Source organism: Pinisolibacter aquiterrae, from assembly GCF_019160155.1.
In the GTDB taxonomy this organism is placed as follows: domain Bacteria; phylum Pseudomonadota; class Alphaproteobacteria; order Rhizobiales; family Ancalomicrobiaceae; genus Pinisolibacter; species Pinisolibacter aquiterrae.
This window is the reverse complement of record NZ_JAFNIH010000023.1, coordinates 196,722-211,516: the sequence shown is the minus strand read 5'-3', so window position 1 is coordinate 211,516 and position 14,795 is coordinate 196,722. Positions and strand designations below refer to the sequence as shown.

Here is a 14,795-nt window from a genome sequence, read left to right as displayed (position 1 = left end):
GGCGCGAGGGGAGAGGAGTGTGTGATGCCCGGTGCCCGTGATTGTCTGCTCGTCGTCGACGTGCAGAACGACTTCCTGCCCGGCGGAGCGCTCGCCGTGCCGCGGGGCGACGAGATCGTCCCGGCGATCGGTCCCCTCGCGCGGCTCTTCGCCACCGTCGTCCTGACCCAGGACTGGCACCCGGCCGACCACGTCTCCTTCGCCGTCCACCATCCCGGCCGCGCGCTCTTCGAGACGATCGCGCTCCCCTATGGCCCGCAGGTCCTGTGGCCGGTCCACTGCGTCCAGGAGAGCCCGGGCGCGGCCCTCGCCGAGGGGCTCGACGTGCCGCACGCGGCGATGATCCAGCGCAAGGGCTGCCATACCGCGATCGACAGCTATTCGGCCTTCCTCGAGGCCGACCGCGCCACCGTCACCGGGCTCGCCGGCTGGCTGAAGGCGCGGGGTGTCGAGCGGGTCTTCATCTGCGGTCTCGCCACCGACTTCTGCGTCGCCTGGACGGCGGGCGATGCCCGCGCCGCCGGCTTCGAGACGGTGGTGGTGGAGGATCTCTGCCGCGCCATCGACCTCGACGGCTCGCTCGCGGCGGCCTGGGCGGCGATGGGAGCGGCCGGCGTGATCCGGGCGACCTCGGCCGAGATCCTGTCCGGCGCGTTCGGCTGAGGCGCTTTCCGCCTCAGTTCTTCGCCTTCTCGTCGGCGACGATCTCGATCTCGCGATCGTAGCCGGCCTGGACGGTGAAGTTGCGGGTGAAGATGCGATCCTGATTCTTGGCGACGAGCGCGTAGTCGCCCTCCGCCAGCACGATCGTCGGAAAGGCGCCGACGCTCTCGGTGATCGGATCGCCCGAGGGCGTCAGCACCAGCCACGAGGTGTTGGTGAGCGCCTCGCCGCCGGGCTCGTTGACGAGCTTCAGCGTCAGCTGCGCGGCCTTGTGATAGACGGTCGCCTCGGTCAGCTTGCCCGGATTGACGTGGATCTCCGCGCGCACGACGGCGTTGAGATCGCCGTAGTGGCCGACCACCCGATAGGTGTCGGCGTTGAGGCGGATGATCTTGCCCGGCCCGACGCCCATCACCAGCGCCTGACGATCGCCGCGCTGATCGGATTCCATCGAATAGACGTCGAAGGTGAGCTTGTCGGCCGGCAGCGGCAGATCGCCGGCGCCGAGCGCCTGCAGCTTGAGGCCACCGGCGTTGAGGATCAGCGTCTCCTTGCGGGTCGCGTCCTTGGTGACGGTGACGCGGGTGGTCGCCCCGGCGCGGCCATAGGCGGCATGGACGAGATAGGACCCCGGCTCGAGATCGAACTCGGCGTCGCCGCCCGAGGCGGTGACGATCAGCTGGAGCTTGTCGTCGGAATTGTTCTTTTCCTGAAAGATCCGCCACACCAGACCGTTGTGGATCGCGGGCGAGCCTTCGGTGACGAGGGCGGAGAGCTTCAGCGTCGCCTTGAAGGCGCGGGCGACGTCGACCGCCATCGGCGCGGTCGTGGCCGCCGCCGCGCCGTGGGGCGCCGCCGAGGGCGCGGGATTGGGAGCGTAGCCGAGCGGCTCGGCCGGGGCCGGGGCCAGCGGCATCGGTTGTCCCGTCCCTTGCGCCAGACCGGGCCCGACGCCGATCAGCCCGAAGGCGAGGGCGAGCGCGGCGATCTTCGAGGCGGTGGGGGTCGGGCGGGGGCGCGTCGTCATGAAACCTCGGCGGCGTCGTGGCGAGGCACGACACGGATCTTCGTCAGCGCGTCGCGACGAACGCGACGCATTCGCTGCCCGGGTCGCGACGCGCGCGACTCCGAAGGCGCCGACAGAAGAACCCCATGAGCATGGCGAGATCAAGTCGATCTCCCGAATCGGCGCCCGCCCGCCTCGTCGATCGTTGACATTCCTGCGTCGAGGCGCTTCCCTCGCCGCCGCCCACTCATCGACGCGCGAGGCCCCATGACCACCGGATATCCGCAGGCGCTCGCGCTGCTCGAGACCCGCCGCACCATCGCCAATTTCCAGATGGCCGAACCCGGTCCGAGCGAGGACGAGATCCGCCGGATCATCGCCGCCGCCGCCCGCGTGCCCGATCACGGCAAGCTGACGCCCTGGCGCTTCGTGCTCTATCGCGGCCCCGCCCGCGCCGATCTCGACGCCCGCCTCGCCCCGCTCTACCGGGCGAAGTTCCCCGGTGTTCCGGCCGAGAAGGCGGCGCTCGAGGAGACGCGCTTCTCGCGCGTGCCGCTGACGATCGGCGTGATCTCCACCGCCACCGAACACGTCAAGATCCCGATCTGGGAGCAGCAGCTCTCCGCCGGCGCCGCCACCATGAACCTGATGCTCGCCGCCCATGCGCTGGGCTACGCCGCCCAATGGCTGACCGGCTGGCTCTGCTACGACCCGGACGCCGCCGCGATCCTCGGCCTTCGCGCCGGCGAGCGCTTCGCCGGCCTCGTCTGCATCGGCACCCCGACGGTGCCGCCGGTCGACCGGCCGCGTCCCGCCTTCGAGACGATCGTCACCGAGTGGAGCGCCTGAGGCGATGTTCTACGCCACCGCCGAAGGCCATCCCGGCCTCCCCCACGACCCCTTCAAGGCGATCGTCGCGCCGCGTCCGATCGGCTGGATCTCCACCATCGACGAGACGGGGATGCACAATCTCGCCCCCTACAGCTTCTTCTCGGCGATCGCCTCCAAGCCGCCGATGGTGCTGTTCTCCTCCGAGGGCTGGAAGGACACCGTCGCCGCCTGCGCCCAGACCGGCGAATTCGTGGTCAATCTCGCGACCTATGACCTGAAGGACGCGATGAACGCCTCCTCGGCGCCGCTCGCGCGCGACCGTTCGGAGTTCCCGCACGCCGGCCTGACGCCGGCGCCGTGCCGGCTGGTGCGGGCGCCGCGCGTGCTCGAGGCCGCCGCCTCGCTCGAGTGCAAGGTGCTGGAGATCTTCTCGCCGAAGACCCTCGACGGCGAGCCGATCGAGAATCACATGGTCATCGGTCAGGTGGTCGGCGTCCACATCGCCGAGCGCTGCCTCACCGACGGCCGTTTCGACATGGTGAAGGCCGGCACCATCGCCCGCTGCGGTTGGGACGAATATCTCGGCATGGACGGGGTCTTCCGCATGGGCCGGCCGAAGGGCGCCTGAGGTCGGCGACGGCGGGGAGGGACGGGATCATGGACGGCGAGGGTCACCCGAATCGCTGGTCGGCGACCGCGCTGGCGGTCCTGCCCGTCGCCGCCGCCGCGTGGATCGGCAATCGCGTCACCCTGCCCAATCTCGTGCCCTGGTACGAGGGCCTCGCCAAGCCCTGGTTCAACCCGCCGAACGTCGTCTTCGCGCCGGTCTGGACCCTGCTCTACGTCCTGATGATCGTCGCCTTCCGCCGCATCCTGCTGCGGCCGGTCGGCGAGCCGGGACGGCGCGCGGCGATCCTCGCTTTTCTGGTTCAGATCGCGCTCAATGCCGGCTGGTCGGTCGCCTTCTTCGGCTTCCACTCGCCGCTCGCCGGGGTGATCGTCATCGGCTGGCTGCTGGTGGCGCTGGCGGTGACGATCCGCCTCTTCGCCGCTCTCGACCGCGTCGCCGCGCTCCTGCTGGTGCCTTCCTTCGCCTGGATCACCTTCGCCACGGTCCTGACCGTCGACGTCTGGACGCTCAATCGCTGAGGGTGGCGAGGGATGCCGCGAAATCGTCGCGTTCCGCCCTAGGATGGATCCGCGAAGGGCTTCGCCCGCCTCCCCGAAGGGATACCACGATGGCTTCGACCGCCGCCCGCGCGCTTCGCGCCGCCCCCCTCGTCGTCCTCCTCGCCGCCGCGCCCGCCTTCGCCCTCTCGCCGGAGAAGAAGGCCGAGGCCGTCGCCCTGCGCGACCTCTGCAAGGCCGACTATCTGAAGTTCTGCGGCTTCATCACGCCGGGCGGCGGACGCGGTCTCGCCTGCCTCCAGCGCCACGTCGCCGATCTCTCGCCGGCCTGCCGCGACGCGCTGCCGCGCGCCGAGGCCCTGCGCGACGCGGCGAAGGCCGTGCGCCCCTGAGGCCGAAGGTCGAGCGCACTCGAGGCCACGCCTCTCGTCGAGCAGACGAGGCCCGCGCCTCGCTCCCCCTTCGTGAGCCGTCGACGCCTCAGGCGCGTCCGGCGCGTCCCAGCACCCGCCGCGCCCTGAGCAGGTGCGGCCGGTCGAGCATGATCCCGTCGAGCGCGAGGACGCCGGGGTCGCCGGCCGCCGCGAAGGCCGCGACGATGCGGGTCGCCTCGGCCACCTCCGCCTCGCTCGGCGTGAAGGCGGCGTTGATCACCGGCACCTGGGCCGGATGGATCGCCATCTTGGCGGTGAACCCGTCGCGCGCCGCCGCCCGGCATTCCGCCTCGAGCCCGGCCACGTCGCGGAAGTCGGTGAAGACCCCGTCGATCGGCGACGTCTCCGCCGCGACCGCCCCGAGCAGCGTCAGCGTGCGGGCGAGCCGGAAGGCGTCGAGGAAACCGCCGTCCTCGCCCCGCGCCGTCGCCGCGCCGAGATCGGCGGAGAGATCCTCCGCCCCCCAGGCCATGCCGGTGAGCCGGTGCGACGCGCCGCGATAGGTGCCCGCCTGGAACACCGCATGCGCGGTCTCGGTGACGATCGCGACGATGCGGGTGCGCCCGTCGGGAATGCCGTGGACGGCTTCGGCGACCGCGATCTTGGCGTCGAGCCGGGTGATCTCGGCCCCGCCCGCCGCCTTGGGCAGCATGATGCCGTCGCAGCCCGCCGCCACCGCCGCGTCGAGATCGGCGTCGACGAGGCCGGAGGCGAAGCCGTTGATCCGCACGTGGATCTTCGGCCGGTCGGTCCGCGCCGCGTGGGCGCCGAGAAACTCGGCCATGCCGGCGCGGCCGGTCTCCTTGGCGTCGGCGGCGACCGAATCCTCGAGATCGACGATCACCACGTCGGCGCCCGAGGCGAGCGCCTTGTCGAGCTTGCGCGGCTCGGTGGCCGGGACGAAGAGCAGGGAACGCATCACTCGGGTCCATCGCGGGAGGGAAGGGGAGGCGGGAGAGGGACGGGGAAGGGAGCGCGGACGGCGTCGCTCACGGCCTCACGCCGAGGGTTCGTCATTCGGCCGGCGTTTCATGAAGGCTTGACGACGGCACTCCGCCACCAGGGTTCCGTCCTGCTTGTAGGCGCGGTGGTGGAACTCGGCGATCCCTGCGTCGGCGCGCGACTTCGAGGGGCGTGCGGAAAGGACCTCCGTTTCGACGCGAATCGTGTCACCGTGGAAGACCGGAGCGGGAAACTTCACGTCGGTCATGCCGAGGTTTCCGATCAGCGTGCCGAGCGTGGTGTCGTGCACGGAAAGGCCGATCATCAGGCCGAGGGTGAAGAGCGAATTGACCAGCGGACGGCCCCATTCGGACTTGGCGGCGAAGTCGAAGTCGACGTGGAGCGGTTGCGGGTTGAAGGTGAGACTGGAGAACAGGACGTTGTCCATCTCCGTCACCGAACGGGTGAGCGGGTGGCGCAGGACGGTGCCGGGAACGAGGTCCTCGAGGTAGAGACCGGGCATCGGAACGTGTTCTCCCTGGACGTTTCGGATCATTCGGGCTCATCCCGGCGTCCGATGGACTTGGTGGCCGCGACGCGGCGAGGGGCATTGGAACCGACATGCAGGTCGACGGCAAGAGCGCGGTGGAGCGACGGATCGCGGGAGCCTTCAAGGCCGCGGCCGATGCCACCGGCGCGTCCTTCGACTACCTCCTGAAGACGTCGCAGCGCGAGTCCGACCATCGGCCCGACCTCGCCGCCTCCGGCTCGAGCGCCGCCGGTCTCTTCCAGTTCGTCGACCAGACCTGGCTCGAGATGATCCGCCGCGAGGGCGCTTCCGTCGGCCTCGAGCGCCTCGCCGAGAAGATCACCCCCGACGGCAAGGGCGGCTGGATCGTCGCCGATCCGACCGATCGCGCCAAGATCATGTCGCTGAAGACCGATCCGCTGGTCTCCGCCGTGATGGCCGCCAAGTTCACGCAGGAGAATGCCCGCAAGCTCGGCGAGGCCCTCGGCCGCACGCCGACCGACGGCGAGCTCTACGCCGCCCACGTCCTCGGCCCGGCCGGAGCGACCCGCCTCTTCCGCCTCGCCGCGACCGAGCCCGGCACGCCCGCCTCGGTGGCCTTCCCGCGCGCCGCCGCCGCCAATCCCGGCCTCTTCTACGACAAGAGCGGACGCGCCGGCACCGTCGCCGATCTGTTCGATCGCCTGACCCGCTCCACCGACGGCGGCGATCCCACGACCGCCCGCATCGCCGCCATCCACGGCTCGCTCTCCGCCTCCGCCTCCAAGACCGATCCGGCGACGGTGGCGCTGCTGCTGCGCGCCCAGGCCGCCGCGCTGATCGGCTCGGAGCCGATCGGCGGTCCCGCCGCCGCGTCGCCGCCCACGGCGGCGCCGGCCGGTCCGCCGCCCGCCTCCGCCGCCGCCCGTGCCCTCTTCACCGCGACCTCCGCCGACCTCGGCATGCCCGGCGCCTCCGAGGCCGCCGCCGCCGGACGCCTCGACGGCTGGCGCGCCCATGTCGCCCGCGACGCCTTCTCCGGCCTCGTGCGCGACGATCCGACCGCCGCCGAGGGCGCCGCGGCCTATGCCGCCGGGCGGGCCCTGCCCGGCGCGGCCGGGGCGCAATCGGCCACGGCCGCGCTCGCCGTCGCCCGGGTCGGGCCGACCACGCAGGGCGGCCACGGCGGCATCCCCCTGGTCGATCCGACCGCGCCGATGGCCCTCGCCGCGACCACGCCGCCGCCCTCGGTCGCGGCCCTCGACCGGGCCGTGTCGGAGCGGCCGAGCCGGCTGATGACCGCCGCCGCCTCCGGGGCCCCGGAGATGCCGCTGCCGATGGTCGACGCCGCCGCCGGAGAGGCTCGCCCGAGCCGGCTCCTGTTCGAGGCCTGGCGCGTGCCGAGCGAGGAGGCGCGCGACGCCGGCGTCGTCCGCGTCCGCACCACCGCGATCACGCCGCCGGACGACACCGCCCTGGCGATCACCGTCACCGGCGGCGCGCCGCCCGCGACCGCCGCCTCGGCGCCCGCGACGCCCGCGCCCGCCGTCGTCGCGCCGCGTCGCGCCGGCACGCGCGCCGCCCGCATTCCCCCGCTCGATCTGGTCGCCCTCGCCGAGGCGAGCCGCGCCGAGGCCGAGAGCGAGTGATCCGAGTGGCGTGAGGCCGGGGCACTCGGCCTCGACATGGTGAACGAAATCCCACCGAACGTGGTGAACCGCTCGTTAAGCTCTGTCGTGCGATCCTGAATCTCGTGAAACGTTCCGAGCCGGCCCCGAACGGGGCGGGCCGTCGTCGCGAGTGGTGCAGGGTATGGTCGTCGATCGTTTCTTCGCCTGGGTGGCCGACGCCACCGTCGAGCAACGCATCCGAGCCGTCGGTCCGCTGGTCCGTGCCTGGACGCAGGCCGAGGATGGCGACGACGAGCGGGACACGCTGGAGGCGGCGCTGACCGTGGTCGCCGACGACGCCGAACCGGCGGTTCGCCGCGCCCTCGCCGAGGTCTTGAGCGAATGCGACGACGCCCCGCGTCATCTGCTGCTCGATCTCCTGTGGGACGAGCCGAGCATCGCCGAGATCGTCGCCGAGCGCAGCGAGGCGCTGATCGACGTCGAATGGATCGAGGCCGCCGCCGGCACCGACGACGACGTCCGCTTCGCCCTCGCCCGGCGCCGCCGGGTCGGGCCGGGGCTCGCGACCGCGCTCGCCGAGATCGTCGATCGCCGGGGCGCGGTGGCGCTCGTCGCCAATGCCGGCGCCGACATTCCCGCCGCCGCGCTGCTCCGCCTCGTCGACCGTTTCGGCGAATTCGCCGACCTGCGCGAGGCGCTGGCGCTGCGCGCCCATGTTCCCGTCACCGTCCGTCACCGGGTGCTGGAGAAGCTCGCCGAGACCATGGCCAATCTGGTCGTGCTCGGCCGCCGCCCGACCGACGAGCGCGCCGGTGCCGCCACCCGCGACGCCAAGGATCGCGCCACTGTGGCGCTCTCCTCGACAGCCTCGGACGCCGAGGTCGTGGTCCTGGTCGATCACCTGCGCCACACCGGCCAGCTCACCACCCGCCTGTTGCTGCGCGCCGTCTGCGTCGGCGATCTGCGCTTCGTCGAGGAGGCCCTGGCGGTACTCGCCCACGTGCCGGTGCGCCGGGTCGCCGCTCTCGTCGCCGACGGTCGCGAGAGTTCGTTCCGCGCGCTCTACGCCAAGGCCGGCATGCCCGACCGCGCCTTCCCCGCCTTCGCCGCCGCGCTCGAGATCCATCGCGAACTCCTGCGCGAGACCGGCGGCTGGGACGGGCGCCCCGGCGATCGCGCGCGCTTCTCGCGCCGGCTGGTCGAGCGCGTCCTGACCCGCATCACCATCCTGCCGCGTCGCGACGCCGACGATCTCGTCGGGATGCTGCGCCGCTTCGCCGCCGATGCCGCCCGCGAACAGGCGCGCGCGGTGGTGGCCGATCGCACCCGCGTCGTCGTTCCCGCGCTGGCGCCGCCGCCGGCCGAACCGGAAATCGAGGAGGCCGTCGTCGTCCTCGCCGTCGACGGAAGGGAGGGCGCGGTCGATGCCGCCCCCGAGATCCGCGTCGATCCGAGCCTCGATCGCCGCGCCGCCCATGCCCCCGGCTTCGTCGTCGACGTCGAGGAGGAGATCGCCGAGGCGCTCGGCGAGGCCATCGCCGCCTCGCGCATCGACGCGCCGCCGCGCACCGACGAACTCGACGAGCCGATCGGCCTCTTCTCCCACGTCAGTCTCGACGACGTGCCGCCGGAATGGCTCGAGGACGAGGAGGAAGAGCTCGATCCTCCGGTCGATCTCGATGCCCTCCGGGACGCCGGCCTGCGCGGCGAACTCGCCGCCTGATCGAAGCGCATCGATCGTTCCGAGCCGTCGTCCGCACGGGCGGCTGTCGCGACTGTTTCCGGTCTGCCGAGCCGGCGGCGCGCGAGGTCTCGCCCCGCGAAGATCGTTTCAACATGCATGTAACGTGCATATGAAGACGGCCGCCGTGCTCCCGAGAGGACGGTCGTTCCGATCGGTGAGCGCGTGAGGCGAGAGGGGCCGAGCCCGAACGGGCCTCGGCCGGCCGACCCGTGACGCTCATGCCGTTCGGACGAGCCCGAATGTCATGAGACGGGTCTCAAGCGGCGTGAGCGACCTGATCGAGATAGTCGCTGGTCACTTCGTCGAGACGCTCGGCGAGGAGGCGCGCGGTGGTCGAACTCTCCTCGCGGGCCTGCTCGGCGATGATCGCCCGCACAGACTGGACGTGTTGCAGCACCAGTTCGCGCGGGATCCGGCCCGCCTCGAGCGAGCCGTCGACGAGCCGGCAGAGGCTGCCGGCGATGCGGCCGGCGAGCGGGAAGCCGAGCGTCGCCGCCTGACCCTTGATGTCGTGGGCGGCGCGATGGAAGGCCTCGAGCCGTTCCGCGTCGAAGTCGGTCTCGTCCATGCGGGCGAAGAGCGTGACGAGGCGGCTCGTCTCCTCGGCCATCCAGCCGTCGAAACTCTGGGCCATCCGCGCCATCGCCGCTTCCGCCGCCGCGACCGGCTCGACCTCGCCGGCCTGGCCGCGCTTCGGCTTGGCCTTCTTGCGCAGGTCCTGGCGCGGCTGGATGAACTCGGCGTCCGCGCCGATCTCGATCCCACCTTCGAAGGCGCCGGTTTCGGCCTCCTCGAGGTCGAAGGTGTCGGCGTCGGCGGGGCGAGCGGAGGTGGTACGTCTGGACATCGATGTCTCCCGGACGAGCCGATCGCCGTGGTGCGCGGGGGGACCACGACCGGCTCTCACGTTCGACCCGAGCATCGGATGCTTCCCTTAACGATTGGTTGGCATCGGGGCCGACGCGAAATCGTCAATATTGAAACTGTTCCGCGAGGATCCGCTCTTCCCAGCTGTGCTCGCCGTCGAACATCAACAGGCTCTCCGAGGCGCGGTCCTGGGTAATCGACACCCGCGTCACGTCGCGGATCTCGGTGTGGTCGGCGGCGGCGCCGATCGGGCGCTTGCCGGTGTCGAGCGCCTCCACCACGATCGCGGCGTGATCGGGCACCAGCGCGCCGCGCCAGCGCCGCGGCCGGAACGGGCTGATCGGGGTGAGCGCCAGCAGCGGCGCGCCGAGCGGGATGATCGGCCCGTGGGCGGAGAAGTTGTAGGCGGTCGACCCGGCCGGCGTGGCGACGATCAGGCCGTCGCAGACGAGTTCGGCGAGCCGTTCCTTGCCGTCGATGACGATCCGGAGCTTCGCCGCCTGATAGGTCTGACGCCACAGGGCGACCTCGTTGAAGGCGCGCGCCTCGCGCACCCTTCCGTCCCGCCCGGTCGTGGTCATCGACAGCGGCCGGATCCGCGTCACCTCGGCCCGCGCCAGCCGCTCCATCAGCCCGTCGAGCCGAAACTCGTTCATCAGGAAGCCGACGGTGCCCCGGTGCATGCCGTAGATCGGCTTGCCGGTGTTCATGAAGCGATGGAGCGCGGTCAGCATGAACCCGTCGCCGCCGAGCGCGACGATCACGTCGGCCATCTCCGGCGGGCTCGACCCGTACATGTGCGAGAGGCGCCGCTTGGCGGTCTCCGCCTCCTCGCTGGCGGAGGCGACGAAGGCGACGTTCTCCACCCGGCGCACCGCCGGACGATCAATGTCGGTCAAGGGACGACTTCCTCCACCTCGCAGCGCGTTCGGCCCCGGCGCGGTTGCGGGCGCGGGCCGTCGCGGTCATCTTCTCCCGAGATCACACGATCGGACCCGTGGGGTCAACGAGGGGAAGGAAGGAGACGGAGGATGGAACCCGTCGGAAGCGACGACCGCACCCCGGTGATGATCTGGTCGACCTGGCCGGACGAGCCGAGCGCCCGCGCCGGTGCCCGCGCCCTGGTCGAGGCGCGCCTCGCCGCCTGCGCCGTGATCCTGCCGGCGATCGCCTCGGTCTATCGTTGGAACGGCGCGGTCGAGGAGGCGACCGAGGTCGGCCTCCTGGTCAAGACGCGGGCCGGTCGGCGCGACGCGGCGATGGCCGCGATCGCCCGCGATCACCCCTACGAGGTCCCGGCGATCCTCGCCCTGACGGTGGAGGCCGCCGCGCGCGCCTATGGCGACTGGATCGTCGCCGCGACCTCCGAGGACTGAGTCGAACGCGACCGCGCGCCGCCGCGTCAGTTCTTCTCGAGTCGATAGGTGTCGTGGCAGCTCTTGCAGGTCTTGCCGATCTCGGCGATCGCCACCTTGAGCCCGGCGGCGTCCTTGCCGACGTTTGCCGCCTGGGCCGGCAGGGTGTCCTTCATCTTGGACATGGCAGCCTTGAAGCCGGCGAGGTCCTCCCAGATCTTCGGCGCGGCGGCGGTGTCGCCGCCGGTCGCGGTGCCCTTTGCGAAGAGCACGTCGACGTCGATCGAATCGGCCTTGGCGATCATCGTATCGAGCGCCGCCTCGGCCTCTTTCGCGTCATAGGGCTTCTCGCCCTTCACCATCTTGACGAGCACGCCGCCGAAGGCGCCGCCGATGGCCTTCATGGTCGCCTTGCGGGTTTCGATCGGATCGGCCGCGAGGGCCGTGGCCGAGGTGAGCGCGGCGGCGACGAGCGCGGCGACGAATCCGGTCCTGGTGACGATCATGCGTGTCTCTCCCCTCGATGGTTCGCGTGGGGCCGCCCCCCGGTGTCCTCCTGGGACGTGACGGCGGCCGACGGCGACTGTGACCCAGGGGGAGATCGCGTGCACGTCACACGCGCGTGAGCGGGGCGAGCCGGTCGCGGCCGGGCGCGCGATCGGTCGCATCCGTGCCGACACGCTTGCCCCCGCCCGCCGCCTGGGGCAAGGGGAGGGGATCGCCGACGCCCACCCGGAGAATTCGTCATGGCAGAGACCGAAGCCGCCCGTCCCGCTCCCCTCGATCCGCGCTTCGCGGTGAAGGCCCGGCTGGTCGCCGCGCTCGTGCTCGCCGCGCTCGCCGCGCTGCTCGCCTGGCAGATCCTCGACCGGCCGCTCGCCTCGCTCGGCGCCTTCCTCGGCGCCGGTCTCGTCGGCGGTCTCGCCTGGGGGCCGTTGGTGCTGCGCCCGAGCGGCATCGCGCTCGGCGGCGCCGCGCTCACCGGCGCGCTCGCCCTGGTGACGGCCTATGTCGGGGCCGGCCTGATCGGCGCCGGCGGCGCGCGGGTCGTCACCGACCAGGAGGCCGCGATCGCGCTCCTCTTCTCGTTCTGGATCGTGCTGCCGGTGATGGTGGCAGCGGGCGTCGGGCTGGCGCTCGCGACGCGGCTGCTCGCGGCGCGTTCGTCGTCTCAGGCGGCCGACTGAGACGCACCGTCGATCAGTTCGATGTCGGACGGCTCGACCAGATCGCCGGTGACCGAGCCGAGATCGAAGCCGAGATAGTCGGGCACCGACGCCGCCCCGATCGCCGCCGAGACGACGTAGCCCTGCACCTCGTCGCAGCCGAGCGCGCGCAGTTCGAAGAGCTGCGACAGCGTCTCCACCCCTTCGGCGACGGTGGTCATGCCGAGCGCCGCGGTCAGTTCGAGGATCGCCCGCACGATCGCCCGGCTCTGCGGGTTGGCGGCGATGTCGTCGACGAAGCTCTTGTCGATCTTGACCTTGTCGAAGGGGAATTTGCGCAGGTAGTTGAGGCTCGAATAGCCGGTGCCGAAGTCGTCGAGGGCGACGCGCACCCCGAGCACGCGCAGATCGCGCAGGATCGCGAGCGTGCTCTCGCCGGCGTCGAGCAGCGTCGTCTCGGTGATCTCCACCTGGAGCCGGTTGGGCGTCAGCCCGCTCTCCGCCAGCGCGTCGACGATCACCGCGAGCAGGCGCCGGCTGCGGAACTGCACCGGCGACAGGTTGATCGAAACCCGCGTGTCGCGCGGCCACGACGCCGCCTCCCGCATCGCCGATCGCAGGATCCATTCGCCGAGCGGCACGATCAGCTTGCACTCCTCGGCGATCGGAATGAACTCGCCCGGCGACACCACGCCGAACTCCGGCGAGGTCCAGCGCACCAGGGTCTCGAAGCCGCAGACGCGGTTTGAGGAGAGATCGACGATCGGTTGATAGACGAGATAGAGCTGATCGGTATCGAGCGCCGCGCGCAGACCCTGCTCGAGCCGGCGCCGCCGGGCGGCGCGCTCCTCCATGCCGGGTTCGAAGAAGCGGAACGTGTCGCGCCCCTCCTCCTTGGCCCGATAGAGTGCGAGATCCGCGCTCTTCATCAGATCGGCCGGGGTCTCGCCGTCGTCGGGGGCGATGGCGATGCCGAGCGAGGCGCCGATGGTGAAGTCGGCGCCGTCGAGGGTGAAGGGCTGATCGAAGGTGGCGAGGATCCGCTGGGCGATGTCGCTGGCGAGATCGGGACGAGCGCTGCCGGGATGGAGCAGGGCGAACTCGTCGCCGCCGATTCGCGCCACGATCCAGTTCGAGCCGACGCAGCTCGTCAGCCGCCGCCCGACCTCGGCGAGCAGCGCGTCGCCGACCGGATGGCCCATGGTGTCGTTGACCGACTTGAAGCGATCGAGATCGATGCAGAACAACGTCACCCGGCTCGCGCCGTGGTCGTTCTTGAGCGAGGCCTCGAGCTCGGAGGCGAATTTCGACCGATTGACGAGGCGGGTGACCGGGTCGGTCTCGGCGAGGAAGGCGACCCGCGCCTGCGCCGCTCGCCGTTCCGTCACGTCCGAGGCGACGCCGTGATAGCCGTTGAAGGCGCCGTTGGCGCGGAAGATCGGCCGGCCGGTGACGCTCCAGCTGCGCCGCTCGCCGCAGACGTCGAGATCGAGAACGTGGTCGCGGAAGGTCTCGTACCACTCCATCGCGTCGAGCAGGTCGTCGACCTCGTGCGCGTCGGAGGCGGAGAGGAGGGCGCGCAGCGGCATTCCCGCCAACTCGTCCGCGCTGCGCCCCGCCACCTCGCAGAAGCGCCGCGACGGCTCGACGATCCGGCCGAGCATGTCGGTCTCCCACAGCCAGTCGCTGCCGTGTTCGTGGAAGTCGTTGAGGAGGAGGCCGATCACCTCGCTCTTCTCGGTCAGCTCGGCGCGGTTGCGGGCGTTCTCGATGAAGCGGGCGGCATGAATGTGGATGTTGCGCGAGAGGTAGATGCCGTAGAGCACCCACATCGCGATCACGACGATCCGCGCGAACGAATCCTCGGTGGTGTTCGCCATCATCATGCCGATGAGACTGGCGCCGATCAGGATCCAGACGTAGCCGATCGCCGCGACCGGCACCGTCGCCAGGCCGAAGGCGCCGCCGGCGGTCATGCCGGCGAGCAGGATCTGCAGTACGAGCTGATGGAACGTGTCGGCGCCGGGAATGAGCACCATCGGCGCCACCGACCACGACAGCGCCAGGATCGCCGCGTTGAACGTGGTCAGCCGCAGGGCGCGCGGCGAGGCCGTCTCGATGGTGCGCCCGCGCGACTTCAGCCAATTGCGCATCGCCACGGCGACGAAACACACGAGCGCGCCGAACCAGAACAGCAGGAAGGGCAGGGAGGCCCGATCGTGGAACACCAGGAGGATGATGACCGCGTTCGCCACGTTGGCGGCGGCCGACATCGGGGTGAGTTCGACGATCGCAGAGACCTGCTCGCCGCGAATGCGGCGCGCCGTCTCTTCGTCGATCGTCTGATCCGCGGGTTTCGAGCCGAACAGGGCACGCCACAGTCGTCTCGGATCCCTGCGTGTGCGGTCGTCCTGCTTCGCTTCAGGCACGTCTCGGCCCATGAATAGGATGGTCTCGCGCCCACCATCGGCGAGAAACCCCAATGGGCGATTAACGCGAACGGCAACCCACGACTGATTC

At 71.2% G+C, this 14,795-nt stretch carries 16 protein-coding genes; 9 read left to right on the top strand and 7 right to left on the bottom strand.

What is annotated here, in order from left to right; genetic code table 11:
• Positions 1–24: 24 nt before the first annotated feature.
• The gene (pncA, locus tag J3S89_RS08645) at positions 25–663 is read left to right on the top strand and encodes a bifunctional nicotinamidase/pyrazinamidase (RefSeq protein WP_217927084.1); all 639 of its coding nucleotides are present in this window, start codon (positions 25–27) and stop codon (positions 661–663) included.
• Positions 664–676: 13 nt separating this feature from the next.
• On the opposite strand, the gene J3S89_RS08640 is transcribed toward pncA, so the two are convergent.
• Positions 677–1,690 carry a hypothetical protein gene (locus J3S89_RS08640; protein WP_217927083.1) on the bottom strand — a complete coding sequence of 338 codons (1,014 nt, stop codon included), beginning with the start codon at positions 1,688–1,690 and terminating at the stop codon, positions 677–679.
• A 246-nt stretch (positions 1,691–1,936) separates the two neighbouring features.
• Here J3S89_RS08640 and J3S89_RS08635 point away from each other — a divergent pair, with 246 nt between their 5' ends.
• The 4 genes from J3S89_RS08635 (at position 1,937) to J3S89_RS08620 (ending at position 4,020) form a co-directional block, all read left to right on the top strand.
• Positions 1,937–2,518 (top strand): nitroreductase family protein, encoded by a 582-nt coding sequence (locus J3S89_RS08635; RefSeq protein ID WP_217927082.1) that lies wholly within the window; start codon positions 1,937–1,939, stop codon positions 2,516–2,518.
• 4 nt (positions 2,519–2,522) lie between these two features.
• Positions 2,523–3,128 (top strand): flavin reductase family protein, encoded by a 606-nt coding sequence (locus J3S89_RS08630; RefSeq protein WP_217927081.1) that lies wholly within the window; start codon positions 2,523–2,525, stop codon positions 3,126–3,128.
• A gap of 29 nt (positions 3,129–3,157) precedes the next feature.
• Positions 3,158–3,649 (top strand): TspO/MBR family protein, encoded by a 492-nt coding sequence (locus tag J3S89_RS08625; protein ID WP_217927080.1) that lies wholly within the window; start codon positions 3,158–3,160, stop codon positions 3,647–3,649.
• A gap of 89 nt (positions 3,650–3,738) precedes the next feature.
• On the top strand, positions 3,739–4,020 hold the full coding sequence (locus J3S89_RS08620; RefSeq protein WP_217927079.1) for a cysteine rich repeat-containing protein: 282 nt from the start codon (positions 3,739–3,741) through the stop codon (positions 4,018–4,020).
• An 88-nt stretch (positions 4,021–4,108) separates the two neighbouring features.
• Here the strand turns inward: J3S89_RS08620 and J3S89_RS08615 are convergent, their stop codons facing one another.
• Positions 4,109–4,981 (bottom strand): HpcH/HpaI aldolase/citrate lyase family protein, encoded by an 873-nt coding sequence (locus tag J3S89_RS08615; RefSeq protein ID WP_217927078.1) that lies wholly within the window; start codon positions 4,979–4,981, stop codon positions 4,109–4,111.
• A gap of 78 nt (positions 4,982–5,059) precedes the next feature.
• Entirely contained in the window at positions 5,060–5,527 is a 468-nt protein-coding gene (locus tag J3S89_RS08610; RefSeq protein WP_217927077.1) for a MaoC family dehydratase, read from the bottom strand.
• A 98-nt stretch (positions 5,528–5,625) separates the two neighbouring features.
• Here J3S89_RS08610 and J3S89_RS08605 point away from each other — a divergent pair, with 98 nt between their 5' ends.
• Complete coding sequence (locus J3S89_RS08605; protein ID WP_217927076.1) at positions 5,626–7,161, top strand: hypothetical protein; 1,536 nt, start codon at positions 5,626–5,628, stop codon at positions 7,159–7,161.
• A gap of 163 nt (positions 7,162–7,324) precedes the next feature.
• Positions 7,325–8,866, top strand: coding sequence for a DUF2336 domain-containing protein (locus J3S89_RS08600; RefSeq protein ID WP_217927075.1), 1,542 nt, complete (start codon positions 7,325–7,327; stop codon positions 8,864–8,866).
• A gap of 277 nt (positions 8,867–9,143) precedes the next feature.
• Here the strand turns inward: J3S89_RS08600 and J3S89_RS08595 are convergent, their stop codons facing one another.
• Positions 9,144–9,734 (bottom strand): Hpt domain-containing protein, encoded by a 591-nt coding sequence (locus J3S89_RS08595; protein WP_217927074.1) that lies wholly within the window; start codon positions 9,732–9,734, stop codon positions 9,144–9,146.
• Between the two features lie 124 nt (positions 9,735–9,858).
• Positions 9,859–10,653: an NAD kinase gene (locus J3S89_RS08590; RefSeq protein ID WP_230488918.1), complete on the bottom strand. Its 795-nt coding sequence runs from the start codon at positions 10,651–10,653 to the stop codon at positions 9,859–9,861.
• A 132-nt stretch (positions 10,654–10,785) separates the two neighbouring features.
• On the opposite strand from J3S89_RS08590, the gene cutA reads away from it, so the two are divergent.
• Positions 10,786–11,130 carry a divalent-cation tolerance protein CutA gene (gene cutA, locus J3S89_RS08585; protein WP_217927073.1) on the top strand — a complete coding sequence of 115 codons (345 nt, stop codon included), beginning with the start codon at positions 10,786–10,788 and terminating at the stop codon, positions 11,128–11,130.
• A gap of 26 nt (positions 11,131–11,156) precedes the next feature.
• On the opposite strand, the gene J3S89_RS08580 is transcribed toward cutA, so the two are convergent.
• The gene (locus J3S89_RS08580; RefSeq protein ID WP_217927072.1) at positions 11,157–11,615 is read right to left on the bottom strand and encodes a c-type cytochrome; all 459 of its coding nucleotides are present in this window, start codon (positions 11,613–11,615) and stop codon (positions 11,157–11,159) included.
• 240 nt (positions 11,616–11,855) lie between these two features.
• On the opposite strand from J3S89_RS08580, the gene J3S89_RS08575 reads away from it, so the two are divergent.
• Positions 11,856–12,296, top strand: coding sequence for a hypothetical protein (locus tag J3S89_RS08575; protein WP_217927071.1), 441 nt, complete (start codon positions 11,856–11,858; stop codon positions 12,294–12,296).
• Here the strand turns inward: J3S89_RS08575 and J3S89_RS08570 are convergent.
• Positions 12,281–14,704, bottom strand: coding sequence for a putative bifunctional diguanylate cyclase/phosphodiesterase (locus tag J3S89_RS08570; RefSeq protein ID WP_217927070.1), 2,424 nt, complete (start codon positions 14,702–14,704; stop codon positions 12,281–12,283). The two genes, J3S89_RS08575 and J3S89_RS08570, sit on opposite strands and share 16 nt — an antisense overlap.
• Positions 14,705–14,795: the final 91 nt, after the last annotated feature.

Bases quoted from the DNA above. Each gene is read 5' to 3' on its own strand.
- J3S89_RS08580 (WP_217927072.1), bottom strand. From the start codon at position 11,615: ATGATCGTCACCAGGACCGGATTCGTCGCCGCGCTCGTCGCCGCCGCG.
- J3S89_RS08600 (WP_217927075.1), top strand. From the start codon at position 7,325: ATGGTCGTCGATCGTTTCTTCGCCTGGGTGGCCGACGCCACCGTCGAG.
- J3S89_RS08610 (WP_217927077.1), bottom strand. From the start codon at position 5,527: ATGCCCGGTCTCTACCTCGAGGACCTCGTTCCCGGCACCGTCCTGCGC.
- J3S89_RS08620 (WP_217927079.1), top strand. From the start codon at position 3,739: ATGGCTTCGACCGCCGCCCGCGCGCTTCGCGCCGCCCCCCTCGTCGTC.
- pncA (WP_217927084.1), top strand. From the start codon at position 25: ATGCCCGGTGCCCGTGATTGTCTGCTCGTCGTCGACGTGCAGAACGAC.
- J3S89_RS08595 (WP_217927074.1), bottom strand. From the start codon at position 9,734: ATGTCCAGACGTACCACCTCCGCTCGCCCCGCCGACGCCGACACCTTC.
- J3S89_RS08605 (WP_217927076.1), top strand. From the start codon at position 5,626: ATGCAGGTCGACGGCAAGAGCGCGGTGGAGCGACGGATCGCGGGAGCC.
- J3S89_RS08630 (WP_217927081.1), top strand. From the start codon at position 2,523: ATGTTCTACGCCACCGCCGAAGGCCATCCCGGCCTCCCCCACGACCCC.
- J3S89_RS08635 (WP_217927082.1), top strand. From the start codon at position 1,937: ATGACCACCGGATATCCGCAGGCGCTCGCGCTGCTCGAGACCCGCCGC.
- J3S89_RS08625 (WP_217927080.1), top strand. From the start codon at position 3,158: ATGGACGGCGAGGGTCACCCGAATCGCTGGTCGGCGACCGCGCTGGCG.
- J3S89_RS08615 (WP_217927078.1), bottom strand. From the start codon at position 4,981: ATGCGTTCCCTGCTCTTCGTCCCGGCCACCGAGCCGCGCAAGCTCGAC.
- J3S89_RS08575 (WP_217927071.1), top strand. From the start codon at position 11,856: ATGGCAGAGACCGAAGCCGCCCGTCCCGCTCCCCTCGATCCGCGCTTC.
- J3S89_RS08640 (WP_217927083.1), bottom strand. From the start codon at position 1,690: ATGACGACGCGCCCCCGCCCGACCCCCACCGCCTCGAAGATCGCCGCG.
- cutA (WP_217927073.1), top strand. From the start codon at position 10,786: ATGGAACCCGTCGGAAGCGACGACCGCACCCCGGTGATGATCTGGTCG.